Origin of the sequence: Stenotrophomonas sp. STK16_22 (genome assembly GCF_051984505.1) — a bacterium.
Taxonomy (GTDB): domain Bacteria; phylum Pseudomonadota; class Gammaproteobacteria; order Xanthomonadales; family Xanthomonadaceae; genus Stenotrophomonas; species Stenotrophomonas maltophilia_A.
Genome location: NZ_CP196972.1, coordinates 2520846 through 2535263 on the forward strand (window position 1 = coordinate 2520846; position 14418 = coordinate 2535263).

The window sequence follows — 14418 nt, forward strand, 5'->3', positions numbered from 1 at the left end:
ACCTTGGTCGGCACTGAAGCTGGCCCAGCCGTCCGCGCATGGCGTGGATCTACTACCAAGCCCGCTCCGGTGGGTGCCGACCGTTGGTCGGCACTGAAGCTGGCCCAGCCATCCACGCATGGCGTGGGTCCACTGCCGAGCCTGCCGCCGGGTGCGCTCCTGCACCCGGCGGCGCTGTGTCGGTGGTCCTCACCGCTGATGGCCGCTCCCTGCCCTCCGTGCCGTCCTGGCTGGGGCCGCTGCCGTTCCGTGGCGGCTGGCCCGATGCTGTCGGTTCCTGCGGGCGAACTGCATCCACGCATGGCGTGGATCTACTACCGGCCACGTTCGGCAACATTGCGTGCCGACCAAGGTCGGCACCTACCGGGGCGTGCTATGCCTATCGGCGCTGCGTGCCTTCGTCGCGGCTTGCCTGCGGGAACTGGAAGGCGCTGTTGGCGTCGTAGCCGCTGCTGGCGGTCGTGCCGCGCGCCGGCGGCGCAATGCTGCTGGTGCCGCTGCCGAAGCCGAGAATCTGCACGCTGATCACCGAGGGCTGGTTGCGCCGTGCGTCGTCCTGGCTCTTGCGCATCACGTCCTGTGCCGCCTGGCTGGCACTGTTCGCTACCGCACTGGCCGAAGCCAGCGCATTGACGTTCACCGTGGCCAGCACCGGCAGGCCCTTGCTCTCACCCTGCACCTGGATGTTGGCCGCGTTGAGCACCTGCAGTGCGGCGAGGTTGATGTTGCCCGAGACACGGATGCCCGCTTCGCCCGCATCGATGGTGCCCAGCGGCGCGATCAGGTCGACGTCGCCCGGCGGCACTTCGGCGATGGGGTTCAAGGTCGCAATGCCTGCGCCACTGGCGGGAGCCTGCGGCGACAGGATCACATTGCCCCAGCCGTCATAGAGGCGACGCGGTGGCGTGTACAGCAGCGTCGTCTGCGAACCGCGACCGGCATTGATGTCACCCTGCTCCGACCAGGCCAGGATGTCGCCGCCGAACGTGGTCATCACCCGCGACAGGCCCAGCAGGACGCTGTCCTGGCTGAACAGGCGGATATCGCCCTGCCCCTGGGTGACGAGGCCGGCGCTGGCAGGCGGCACCACGCCCTGTACGCCGACCACGATCTGTCCGCCCGGTGCCATCAGTTCGACGTTGCCGCCCGCCTCGGTGCGCACGCCGGAACCGCCGTACATCACGATATCGCCGGTACGGTCGATCGTCGCACCGGCCGCATTCCTGTCCGGCATCAGCGTGGCAATGGCTTCGCGCCCGCGCAGGTAGGAGCCGAAGCGGGGCCCTTCTGCATCGGTGTACTCACGCCCACCTTCGCGCAGTTCGGCGTAGTACACCTGACGCAGGAAGATGCGCTGCTGTTCCTGCGGCAGTGCGTCGAATGCAGCCAGCGCCCCGTCGCCGTCGGCAGCCACGCCGAAGCGCTGCTGCAGCCACTGCTTCAGCTCCTGGTTGTAGACCTTGACTGCCTTGCCCGGCTGCGACGCGAGCGATTGCGCGGGATCGGCAAGGTTGACTGGGTCCAGATAGCGGGCACGCAGGGCCGCGAAATCGATCTGCTGGTTGCCGGCCGTCAACGCGATGCTGGCGCCGGGACGGGCATCGCCCTGCACGATGCCACCGAGGCTGACGATGCTGCCCGCATCCTCCTGGCGCAGCTGGCGGCCGGCACTGACCTCGGTGTCGCCGGGGCCGGCGATGGTCGCGTTCAGATGCACGATGTCGCGGCCCGCCGCCACCACCGTGATGTCGGTGGGCGCGGTGTTCAAAGCGGTCATCGACACCCCGAGGATGTCCCGGCCTGCCCGCAGTTGCACGGCGCCGGCGGCCTCGAACCAGTTCAGCTGCGTGCGCCGCCCCCCGTTGGCATCCAGCGTGCGTTGGGCGCCGGTGGCCAGACCGATGATGTCGCCCTGCACCGCGTAGAAGCGGCTCGGTGCCAGTGCCGCAGAGACCGTGGACAGCGGTGTACCGGGGCCGAAGGCGAACAGCGGAAGCGATGCCTGCGGCGATGCAATGTTGCCGTCCACCGACAGGTTGTGACGCGAGCGGGTCACATTGCCGCTGGAATCCCCCTGCTCGGCCATGAATGCAGGGTCGAAGGGTCCCGGCAGGCGCGCGTCGCTGGCGGAGCGCGCGATCTGGGTCGCGCCACGCTGGGCGAAGATGCCGCCACCGGCCAGGACGTCCAGCCGTCCTGTCGCCGAGGGTGCCAGCAGGATCACATCCTGCGTCCCCGGCGTGGTGCTGATCCGGTGCAGCTTGACGTCGCCCTGCGCAGCAATGGCGCTGAAGCGCGAAGGATAGAGCCAGTAGTTCAGCAGCTCCTCCCGGCTCCCCGGTGCCAGCGCAACCTGCTCGGGCCACAGATTGCTGCCGGTCACGTTATCCGGCCCGGCCAGGCCCGGCGCCAGGTCGCCACCGGCACTGAACAGGTCCACGGCGGTCGTGTCGGTCCACAGGGAGAACCAGGTGCTGCCTGCAGCGCGGCTGCCGTTGTCGTGCACCACCGCGCTGTAGTTGGCCAGTGGAACCCGACCGGCATCGGCGACGCCGCCGAGCACGACGTCACCCCGCGCCTGCAGCTGCGCGACCGCATCGCCCAGCACCAGCACCGGCCCGCCCATCGGGCGAGCGGCGTCGGCGGCGAACAGATCGGCCGCACGCAGCTGGCCCAGCGTCGCGTAGCTTTCCAGGGTGACGCCCATTGCACCGATGCGTCCCGCATCCAGCTGCAGGCTGCCACGCAGATTGCTGAAGGTACCGTTGAGGTCGAGATTCTGTCCCGCCCTGGAGGCATTGAGGCTGGAGAACGTCGCCCGCAGATTCGGATTCAGTGCGCCACCGATACGCAGTTGCAGGTCGCCGCCGCCGGTCAGGTGCAGCTGGCCATCGCTGACCCGGCCGGTCGATCCCACCGCCGCGATGATCGCACCCGAGCGCGGTGCGATCGTCGAGTCCAGCGCGTCACCTATCGCATCGCGCACGCCGGCGTCACGCCCGGCCTCCAGCGTCAAGTTGCCGCCGCCCAATGTACCGAAGCCGGTGAAGCCGACCATCCGCGGAGAGGCGCCAGCAGCAGCGGACACGTTGGTGTAGGCGCCAAAGTTCACCCACCAGCTGGTCGGCACCGGCTCCACGCCGGTGGTGCTGCCGGTTCCCTGCCGCCACAGCCAATTGCCGACCGCGGCACTGGAGTACAGCGCCCAGTCACGCTCGCTGGTGCCCGACTCTGCGCGCCCGGTCCAGACGTCACCGGCGATATCTCGCCCGGCTTCGACGCGCAGGTTGCCGCCATGATCGGGATACCAGGCCTGATAGCCGGCCAACGCGGCATCATAGCTGCCCGGCACCAGGTTCGGACCCAGCAGTGCGGTGTTCCTGGGGGCTGCTGCACGGGGCGAATTGAAGGCAGCGTCGCGGCCCTCGCCCAGCGTGGTGGGAGTGCCCGCCGTGTACACACCGAAGCCGGACTTCATCACGACATCACCGGCAGCGAGCAGTTCCAGGTCCCCCTTGCCGGTGCGCAGCACGCTCCAGGCCGGCGTGCCCGCGCGCTTGCCGTAGGTGGTCACTTCGGTCTGCGTGCCACCGCCGGCGCAGTAGCTGGGTGCGGTGCTGCAGAACTCGTCTTCGGTCATGCCGAACATCGCCGCGAAGTCCTTCGCAGGGGTGCCCACGTAGGACTCATCGCCCCAGTAATCCAGCGAGCCCTGCGCGGCCACCTGGCGGGGGGCCGGGCCGCAGTAGTCAGCCGACATCGCACAGAACTCATCTTCGGTGAAGCCGTACATGTCGGCCAGCTCCGCGATCGGACGGCCCGCATAGGAGGTGTCGCCGATCCAGTCCAGCGATGCCCGCTCAGTCAACGCACGATCACCCACCCAAATGATTTCGGTCTTGACCGTACCGATTGAGCCCTGGTGGGTGTCGGCCAGCACCACGCTGCCTTCGGCGCCCCAGCGCCGGCTGCGTGGATCGGCCGCCCCGGAATCGGCACCGGCAACCACGGTCAGGTCCCAAGATGTGGTGCCCTCGGCCAGCATCGGCGCCAGCGCCCAGTTGCGCCCCTGGTTGCCGTTGGCATCGGCCGGCCGCAGATTCACCGGCCCGTTGCCGGGCAGCTCCACCTTGGTCAACGATGGGATGTAGGCGCCCACCTTGAGCTCGACTTCGCGTGCCAGGCGCAGCGCAACCGGCAGCACCGCGCCGGCGGGCCACTCCTGTGCCGCCATCTGTACGGCGCTGCGCAGGCGGAAGCCGGCCCCCAGGCGCGCACCGGCCGCCAGCACCAGCGGCTTCTGCAGCACGGTGCCCGCCGCCAGCGTCTGCCCGGAGTCGGTGGTCACCGCCGCACCCAGCACCGTGCCCGCAGGCAGGCGCAGGGTCTGCGAGATCACCATCGGCGCGGGCAGCACGGTACCGACCGGAAGCGTTACCGATTCGACCGGCACGTCATAGTTCAGGCGGGTGCCGGCCTGGAACTCGGTGCCGGGCTGCAGCTTCACTCCGTCCACCGGCACCACCAGGTCGCCACCGAAGGGGGTGTGCCCGGCGCTGCCATTGCGAGCCTCATACAACTGCCAACCGCCCTCGTCCGGCGTGGACGGCGGCGGTGCGAAACCATCGTTGATGCTGCCATGGACGTTGATGTTGCCTTCGGCGCGCAGTACCAGCGAAGCCGATTCACCGAAGCCACGCCGCGATGGATCGGCGCGGTTGGCTTCGGGCCCGTAGCGGTAGCCGGACAGATCGATGTCGCCGGCAATGGTCAGGTCGCCCTCGGGATTGGCCTCGCTGCGCCGCGCCACCACCTGCACGCCGGGACGCAGGCGGACGTCGCCCAGCGCGGCGGTGCGCTGCTGCAGATCCGGATTGCCCAGCGCGCCATCGATCCAGGCCACGCTGTGCGGATCGACCACCTGGTCCAGCCACTGCTGGGTGACCAGCTGCGCGCGGTTGCCGCGCACATCAGCGGTGCTGGCCAGGGGCGCATCGTCGTAGCGACGGACACCATTGAGCTGGATGTCGGCCGCGCCATCGATGCGCAGGCCGCTGGCCGCAGCAATCGCCGCGTCGTTGCTGCCCAGCCGCGGCACATCGATCTTCAGCGAGCCCCGCGCCATGCCGTCGTTCTGTCCAGGGCCGTCACCGAGGGCAACGTCGCTGCCTGCACGCATGTCCAGGTGCGCCGCGCTGCCCAGACCAACGGCGCCTTCGGCGCTGCCCAGCGTGATGGTGGCCCGGTTCGGACTGTCGATGATCTTGCCATGGCTGTCCACGCGCAGGCCGGTACCGTGCGCGTCCAGCGTGCCGTCCACCTGCAACTGATCACGGGCGTACAGGCGGATGCTGCCGACCTGCTCGCCGCTGGCGTCGATGCGGCCGGCCACGGTCATGCTGCCCGCGTCGACACTGATGTCGACCCGGCGCGCCTTCACTTCGTCGCCGATCCGCAGATCGCCTTCACCGATCTGGAAGCTGCGACCACCGACGACGCCGCCGGCGGTCAATCGCTGGTTGAGGCCGGTGAAGTCTTGCAACTGGCGTGCCCGCACCACAAGTTCACCACCGTCGTAGGGCACCAGCGTGCCACCGGCATCGTAGCGGCCACTGGCGGTGCCCTGCAGATCACCCGCCAGATCGGCTCGGCCGGCCATTGCGGTGACCGTCATGCGCCCGCCGCGGTTGTTGCGGGCGGAAACATCGATGCGGGAGGCCGCATCGGTGCGGATGTCCCCCGTGTCGCTGGACAGCAGGACATCACCGCCCCAGCTGAACTTGTCCACGTCGTACAGCGAGACCTTGCGCCCGGCAAGGTCCAGCGCCGCCCGGCTGCCAAGCGTGATGCCCTCGCGCGCGTTCGCAGACAGCCGTCCTGAAGCCAGCGCGATCGTGCTGTCCAGCGTGATCCGGTTGGCGTCGATGCTCAGCTCACTGCCCAGTGCATCGCCACCCGCCTTACCGGTGCCCCCCTGCAGGCGGAAGTCGCCGCCGGTGCGCACGCGCAGCTGCGCGGCGGGATCGGCGGTCAACAGCGGTGTATCGATACCCAGGCTGCCTCCGCTGTACTGCCAGCCCTTGTCGGCCAGATAGTCGCCGCGCTGCTGGAACACGTCCAGCGTGCCCTGCGCGGAGAACGACAGCTGCTCCGAAGCACTCAGGTTCAGCGCACTAAATCCGAGTACCTGACGGTTGGCAGGCACCTCGGAGCTGGGACGGCTGAACGGGGCGCGCGCCAGCTGCAGGTTGCGGGTGACGATGTCCAGCTGCCCCGCGCCGAGCCGGTCCACCATCGGATCGGCCGGCGGCACCGACGCATCGCTGCCCGGCGCCTGCGTCGCCGCCAGCGAACCGTCCCAGACCAGTGTGTCCACCAGGATGCGCGCACGGTCGCTCGCCGCACCATAGCCATGGATGGCCTGCGCGCCCAGTACCAGCGTCTGCAGGCCACCGCGGCCGGTGGCACTGTCGCGCGCATCCAGGTCGACGCTGCCGAAGACGTTGACCGAATCCCGTGCGACCAGGCTCAGCGTATCCAGCGCCGGTGCGCCGGTGGCATCATTGCCGCGCAGCAGCTGCTGCAGCACGGACTGGTTCATGGTCATGCCATTTGGCAACGCCCCTGCGGCCGCCGCCTGCGCGATCGCCTCGGCGGTGCCGAGGTTGAGCGCCGCCATGCTCACGCCAAGCTGACGCGTGCCGTAACGGGCGGAATCGCGCATCTGCAGCACACCATCGGTGGCCACCCCGATGCTGCCATCGGACACCAGCCGTGCCTCGCCTTCGCAGTCGTTCTGGCAGCCGCCGATGTCGATCGCGACCGGCCCGGCCGCCACACCGGTCGTACCGGTGATCAGGTTCAGGCGCTGGTTCGAGACGGCCAGCAGGCCGCCATTGACCTGATAGGGCACGGTCGGCGCGGACGCGCTGTCGCGTGCGAAAGACAAGGTGTCGAGTGTCGCCCCGGCTTCGACCAGGATGCCGCTGCCACCGGACGCCGCAGCCACCAGTATCTCCGGTGCCTGCAGGGTCGCACCGGAGCGGATCGCCACATCGCGCACCGAGCCGGACACCGCCACCAGCGAAGCCGACTCGTTGAACTGTCCGCCGATCACCATGCGTTCCGGCCGCAGCGCATTGAGTGCGTCGTCGGTGAAGGTTGCGCCGCGATCGTGCGCCTGCGACGGACTGCCGGCAGCAGCGACCTCCAGCGAACCCACGGCCGGGCTGGCGAGCGTGGCGACCAAGGTACCGCCGCGTCCCTTTTCATTGGCCGCGGAGAAACGCGCCGTGCCGGCGAAGTCGATGGCCGCGGTTCCCTCGCGACCAGCGCCTTCACCCAGTGCCAGGGTCAGGCCCAGCGCATCGATGGTCTGCCAGCCGCGCGCCTCGCCACGACGGTCGGCGGTGGCCTGCACGAAGCTGTTGTAGCTGGTTTCGTTGTAGCCGGAATGCCGGCGTACCACCGCCGCCGGCGTCAGCAGGATATCGGTGAGCAGCGGCGACGCCACCCCGCCCAGTGCCGATCCCTGCCGGCCGGACACGCGCCAGGTACCGGTGCCGGTCTGGATCGGCTGTGGCACGCCGGAGGTCCCCGTCGCGCCCAGCTCGACGCGGAATGCACCCGGCTGCAGCGCGAAGCTCGCCGGCAGCAATGTGTAGGTGCCCGCAGGCAGGCCGGGAACGCCGGCGGGTACGGTGATCTGCTGGCCCACCGCTGGAGCAGCGAAGCCATCATCACTGCTGGGTGCGAAGCTGCCGGCACGTCCCGGCACGATCGCGTACACCGGGTTGCCGGAGGCACTGAACGCATAGCGCGGGTTGGCATCGGCCAACGCGGTGCGCAGCACGTCGACGGAGCCACCGCGGCCTGAGACGAATGCCGCGCCGGTCAGTTCGCCGCCACCTGACACGTCCAGCAGCGCACCGGCATGCACATCCACGTCGTTGGCGGTAAGGGTCACGCCCTTGGACGCAATGCCGGCCGGCGTCAGTGACTCCAGGCTGCTGCTGCCCCTTCTCCACGACACACCGTCCACGGTACCGCCGTAGGGCAGCGCCAGACCTGCGCCACTGGTGGAGGTGATGCTGCTCGGCAGCAGCTCCACCCGGCTGGCGCGTGTGCCGCCCAGGACCAGGCCGCCCAGCTGCAGCGCCCCCATCGGCGCCTGCACGTTGCCGCCCTGCTGCACGGTGGCTGCCACCAGCTGCAACGCGCCCAGCGCTGACTCGGGCGGAGTGGTCGCCGCCGTACCCGTACCCCGGATGCGCAGCACCGCATCCGGATCTGACCAGTATCCGGGCGTCGCCACGGTCGCCGCAGACGCACCCGCGACCAGATAGCCCGTCGCACCGGAGGTGGGGTACAGCCGGGCGGCACTCACGTCCATCGACCCGCTCGCCATCAACGCACTGATCGATCCGCCGTTGGACACCGCGTTGAGCAGCCGCACGTCGCTGCGGCTGTCGAGCACGACCTGGTTGAAGCCGGGCAGCCAGGTGACATCACGGATGTCGATCAGATCAGCCCTCGCCGACAGCACGTGGTCGCCTTCCGCAGCCGACGCCACGGTATCGGTGACCACCAGGTTCTCACCCGGCAGCGACTGCCAGTGCGACTGTGCCAGCAGCAGGTGCGGAGCACTCAGCGAAATGCCGCTGGACTGCGGTGCTGCCACGGCCATGCCGAGGCTTGACTGCCCCTGTCCGTAGATGCGCAGGCTCTGGCCCATGCGCAGGTCGACATCGCCCTCCGCGCGGACGTCACCGAATACGGACAGGGTGTCGAAGCCACCGGCCTGGATCTGCTCCACCGACAGCGCCGCGTGCCCATACTCCAGCCGGTCCGGCAGCACCGCGTCGGCCGGGCTGCGCTGGCTGAGCGTAATGCCGCGCGCGCGCAGCACCTCCTTGCTCGCGCCGCGCGCATGAACACTGCCACCAAAGGCCACGCCCAAGGTGCCGCCATGCGCGCCACTGCCGCCGGCAGAGGCATCCATTGCGCCGTCCAGGTACAGAGCGTTGGCCGAACGCAGCACGATCTGCCCGCCGTCGCTGTCTACCCGGGTGCGCCCCTTCCCGTCGACATCCAACGGCGCCGAGGCGCCCGCTGCCCGCAGCTGCGCGCCACGCTCGAGCACGACGAAGGCTTCAGGCGGACGGTTGTCCACCGACGCGGAGCTCTCCCAGTCGAGCGCGCCGCCGATCTCGATGCGCCCCCCCGCCCGCACCTGTCCCTGCAGGCGGCCACCGGCGTCGGCCAGTGACACCGCATCCGCACTGGCATCCAGCAGCGCACCGTCGGCGAACCGCCAGGTCCGCTCGCTCCGCTGCCCGGCATAGAGCGTGGTCGGCAGGCGCACATCGTCGATGCTGATGCGTCCTCCCTGCGCACGCAGCGTGCCTTCCACATCGATGTTGCCGGCGCCGAGCAGGGAGATCGCCTGCCCCGGGTCGACCTCGATCAGTGCGGCCTTGCCCACCCGCAGGTCGCCGCCGACGCTGTTGCGATCCGAGCGCAGGCTCACGCTGGCACCGCTGCGCTGGCGGACCAGCCCGCTCATCGGATCGGCACTGTAGAGCGGTGCCAGCCAGCTCTCCAGTGCCTCCTTCCGGTCCGTCGCGACGCGCGCGTCTGCGGTCATCCGAAGGCCCGGCATGCGCGCTGCCAGCTGCGTGCCATCGGCAACCTCCAGCCCTTGATGGCCATTGATGTCGTACTGGGCAAAGCCACTGCCGAACAGGCCGGCATCCACCTGCAGCGCTGCTGGGTCCGCCGGATCCGCATCGCCCACCCGCACCCGGCCACCGGTGCCCAGCGAGAACGTGCCGCTGCCCTGGCCACGGCCACTGAACCGGCTCCCCTCGCCCAGCTGCACCCGGCCACTGCCGTCGGTCGCAACTGTGCTGCTGTTCGCCTGCAGGCTGACGCTGCCCCCTTTGCCGATGCGGCCCTTGCCGCGCAGGTCCAACGCGGCGCCGGCCTCCACGTCAACCGTTGCCTCGGCGCCCACGACCACGTCATGACTGTTGCTCAGGCTCAGGCGACCACCATCCGTCCAGGCACCGCTGGCGTCGAGCGGCATCGCCAGTGACGCATTGCTCCATTCACCGGAGAGATCGATCCGCGTGCCGTCGGCAATGGCGGTGCGGGCGCGGCCATCGTGCAGCAGCGCCGTCGGCCGGCCCTGGACATCCAGCAGGTTGCCCGCCGACAGCTGGCCGCCGGCAATGCCGATGTCGCCTGCCAGTTCCACCTCGCTGCCGGTCAGATTGAGCTGTCCGCCTGCCTGAAGGCGAAGGCTGCCATCGATGCGGATGCGATCGGCGGTCGCCAGGTCGATCCGTCCCCACTGCTGGGCACTCAGCTCTGCGGTATCCAGCCACACTGTGTCACGCCGCTCCTCGTTGACCGGCGCCAGCAGCGACCACGCCGCCTTCGTCGGAGCCTTGTCATCCAGGCGCACCTCCGAGCCGAACACACCGCTGCGGCCCTGGCCGTCGTAGCGCCCCAAGTACAGCTGCGCGTTGCGTGCGGCCGCCGTCTGCGCCTGCGCATAGCCCTCCAGCGCGGAATCCGGCCTGCGGTTCTGCTGCGCGCCTTGGAAGGTGGCAGTCTCAACCTGCCCATCCAGCACCGCGGTCGGTGCGGAGACGATCAGGCGTCCTGCGTCGCGGCCGACCGTGTACCCGTTATCGACACGCTGCGCCGCGAATACGATCGGATCACGGAAGGTCTCGGTGATGCCCCAGCGCTCCTGCTTTACTTCGTGGCCCCTGTACAACCCATCGAACAGCATCTCCGCCGGCGCATCATCGAGGCGGTAGACCTGGCCATCGACGCCGCGCACCCAGCTCTGCCGGATCACGCCGCTCTGCACATCCAGGCTGCCGCCGGCAAGGTTGATGCGTGAGCCGCCATGCGTGATCACTTCCCTGCCGCCCAGCAGGACGGTGCCTCCCTGCGCGGCCCATTCGCCGATCGAGTGCCCCTGGTTGTCGAGGTAGCCGCCCACTTCCAGCAGGCCACCCGCCGCGTACCAGCGCTCACCCTCGTAGCCCCCGGTACCGGCCGGAACGTGGACCAGCCTGCGGCGGTCGACCCAGATCTCGCTGCTGGTCAGCTTGCCGCTGTCGCGGTTGTCCAGGGCGTCGCGCAGTTCGTTGCCCTGCACCTTGACCTGGACATTGTTGCTCTCCATCGACACCTGTACGCCCACTGCGCCGGACACGTCCACGCGCGCGGCGTCGCCTACGTAGCTGCGGGCCGCCGCATCGGCGATGATCTGGCCGCCCGTGGCAACCGTCAGCGAATCCGCACTGAAATGGATGTTGCCACCCGAAACGATCTCCACCCGCGACTGGTCCCGGCGATCATTGTGCTGGGACAGATTGTCGAAGGTTGCCGAGCGCGCGCCGGCGCGGATCGCGTCCTGCTCTGCCGACTCCTTGATGAGGCTGTTGCGCTGGGTATCCAGCACCGTGGCCTTGCCATCGTCCTCGATCAGCACCGCCGTGGTGGCTCCATCGGCAAGCGTGACGCTGCTGCCGGCATCACTGGCCGAAGCCAGAAGATGCACGGTGCCGCGCTGCGCAAGCGTGGTGCTGGCCACGGCCACACCGGCCTGCTCGACGCTGCGCCCGGCCAGGGTCACGTCACCCTCGCGGGCGCGCAGCAGGCCGGTGTTGCGCACGCTGCCAGCCGTGCTGCCAGCGATGAAGCGCGGCGCGATTTCATTGCCGCGGGTGGTGGAGCTGGTATTGGTCGCCGTACCCACGCCGCGCCGGATCACGAAACTGTCACCGGCAGCGAGCTGCACCTGGCCTTTGCGCGCCTCGATCTGGCCGGCGTTCTCCACGCTGTGTCCCGCCAGCAGCACGTAGCCACCGCCGCGCGTCGCACTGGTCGGCTCATGGGTCGCGATGCGGGCGCCCTGCTCCACCATCACCTTGCCGAATGCATCGCTGAGCGCGCTGCTGCTGGCGTCGGGGCTGTACAGGCCGTTGTCGCGGAACTGCGCATCGCTGATCCGCGCTGCGGCTGCCAGCAGGTTGCGTACATTGACCTGGCTGTTGTTGCCGAACACCACGCCATTGCGGTTGGCCAGGAACACCGTGCCGTTGGCGTTGAGCTGCCCCAGGATCTGGCTGGGCCGCGCAGCCGGGTCGTTGACCCGGTTCAGCACGGCCCAGTCAGGGTTCTGCAGGAAGTTCAGCGTGGTGTTACCGCCGATGTTGAAGGTCTCCCAGTTCAGGATCGCCTTGTCCGCGGTCTGCTCGACCGTGACCTGCACCCGTCCGTCGCTGCCCTGCGACTGGATCGCCTCGCGCGCGTTGAGCCAGCCACGGGTCAGCGGGTTCTGGTCGACGCTCAGGCCGTCCTTGCCGAGGCCATCGGCAACGATGAAGCCAGCCTCGCGGCGCGCCTGCCGCGCCTGTTCCTGCAGTCGCTGCTGCAGGGCAATCGCCTGCGCTGCGGTGCCGAGATTGTCGATCGACTGCTGCAGCTTCTGCCGTGCTGCATCCTGCTGCTGGGCCGGCAACTGGAACTGGATCGGCACGCCGTTGGGCATGCGGCCACTCTGTGCCGCGCTGCCCTGGGCCGCACCGCGGTCGGCGAACCAGCCCGGGCTGAACGCCTGCTGCGCTTGGCTGGCCGGGGCCACCATGCTGCCCAGTGCGACCGCGATGGCCCACGCCATCGGATGATTGCGGCGCATCGGCGCGGCCGGATGAAAAGCGGACGGGAGCGGGTGCGACATCGGAACCTCATCAACCTGGTGGGCCGCGGCTGCGGCGACGATCGGGGAGGCACGCGCAACGCATGCCCTGCCACTGATAGACGGTTCACGTGACACGAAGCCGACAGCGAAGCGCTGCGGCGGCGGGACCGTCGCGGAAATGGCGACGCCGGCCCAGGGGGCCGGCGTCGGGTCAAACAGAGTTCAACCGGTGTTGCGGATTACAGCGGACGGCCGATGCCCGAGCAGGTGCTCGGATTGTTCAGGCCGGCTGTGCTGCTGGCCAGCACGAAACGGTTGCGGATCGCATCGCGCCACATCTTGGGCAACGGGGCGAAGCCATGGCCGGTGATCGATGCCTCGTAGGCTGCCGGGTAGGCCGCCGAATAGTGGCGAGCCAGGAAACCCCTCAGCTTATTGGCAACCGTCTGATCCTTGTAGCACTGACCAATCAAGAGGTACGTGTAGCCGATGATGGGGTAGATGACTGAAGGATTGCCCATGTAGGGAGCCCAGTTGGCAGGGTCCTGAGCAGCGATGCCGGACGGAGGATCGAAAACAGTCAGGATGAATTCCCATTGCGCCCGATCCGGCGAGAAGCCTCTGACCTTTGCGACCTTGGTCGCATCGGTCAGGCTCGGGATCACGTCCGGCCCGGCGTAGCCGATACGGCCTTCAAACGCGTAGACAGCGTTGTACAGCGAGGTGTCCCCGGTGGCCGGGGCGGCCACCAGGAACCCCGGCAGGCTGCCGTTGGCATCGCGCTTGTAAAGGTCGGCGAAGGTCGACTTGATGGCGAACGTGCCGCCCACCAGGTTCGAGGTCTCAGCCCGCTCACGGGCGCAGTTAGTGGCAAGGAATCGGGTGAGAATCTCGCTGGTTCCGCTGCTTTCCGGACGGTACACGACCTGGATCGGGCCGCTGCGGTCGGTGTCGATGGTCGACCAGTCGCTGATCGCACCCGAGAACACGCCGCAGATCTGCGCCACGCTCAGGTCCACCGCCGAACCGGCCTTGTTGAACGGGATGGTGACCGAGGTGGCCACCGACGGCACCTGGATCAGCGCGCCGTAGCGGTTGGCGTTGGTCGGCCGGTTGAAGTTGGTGGTGTAGGTACTCAGCTCGGCGCTGCTCAGCACCGAATCGCTGCCAGCGAAATGGACGGTGCCGGTGGTCGAGAACAGCGCCGAATTGTTTTCCAGAAACGCCTTCTTGCCGGTACCCGATCCGGTCACGGCGTAGCTGAAGTTCGCCGGCAGGATGCTGTCGGCCGAACCCTTGTAGAGGTCGGCGGGCAGCGAGGCACCGCCGCCGGTAACGGTCTGCGCCGAGGCGGCGCCCACGGTAGCGAGCAGCATGGTGGCAACCAGCGCGGCGAGAGTCTTGTACTTGTACATGATCTTCTCCTGAAGGGTTTACTGCGAAGGGAAACGCCAAGGGAGGTACCGTTACTGCACGCCCACTGTCATCTCCCAGCCCGCTGCATGAGGACACGTCCATCCTCATTCGTGCCTACGCGAGCTCTGCAGCGCAGCCCCGTGTTGCCGGACCACCAACCGCAGCTGGAGGCGTCCGACGCCGTGCATTCGCCTGATGCGAGTGACCGCGCACTGGACCGCACCGGCGGCGGTGATCGGAGACACGCGCAACGCATGCCCTGCCACTGATAGACGGTT

2 protein-coding genes are annotated in these 14418 nt (G+C 68.8%); both read right to left on the reverse strand.

Features of this window, described 5'->3' with window-relative positions; translation table 11 throughout:
• Positions 1-379: 379 nt before the first annotated feature.
• Positions 380-12763: a filamentous haemagglutinin family protein gene (locus ACSYAO_RS11645; protein WP_440565547.1), complete on the reverse strand. Its 12384-nt coding sequence runs from the start codon at positions 12761-12763 to the stop codon at positions 380-382.
• 200 nt (positions 12764-12963) lie between these two features.
• Positions 12964-14139, reverse strand: a complete 1176-nt coding sequence (locus ACSYAO_RS11650; RefSeq protein ID WP_049463623.1) for a substrate-binding domain-containing protein — start codon at positions 14137-14139, stop codon at positions 12964-12966.
• Between the last annotated feature and the right edge of the window lie 279 nt (positions 14140-14418).

What these genes read in the sequence shown, in the direction of transcription:
- ACSYAO_RS11645 (WP_440565547.1), bottom strand. Translation starts at nt 12,763, where the DNA reads ATGTCGCACCCGCTCCCGTCCGCTTTTCATCCGGCCGCGCCGATGCGC.
- ACSYAO_RS11650 (WP_049463623.1), bottom strand. Translation starts at nt 14,139, where the DNA reads ATGTACAAGTACAAGACTCTCGCCGCGCTGGTTGCCACCATGCTGCTC.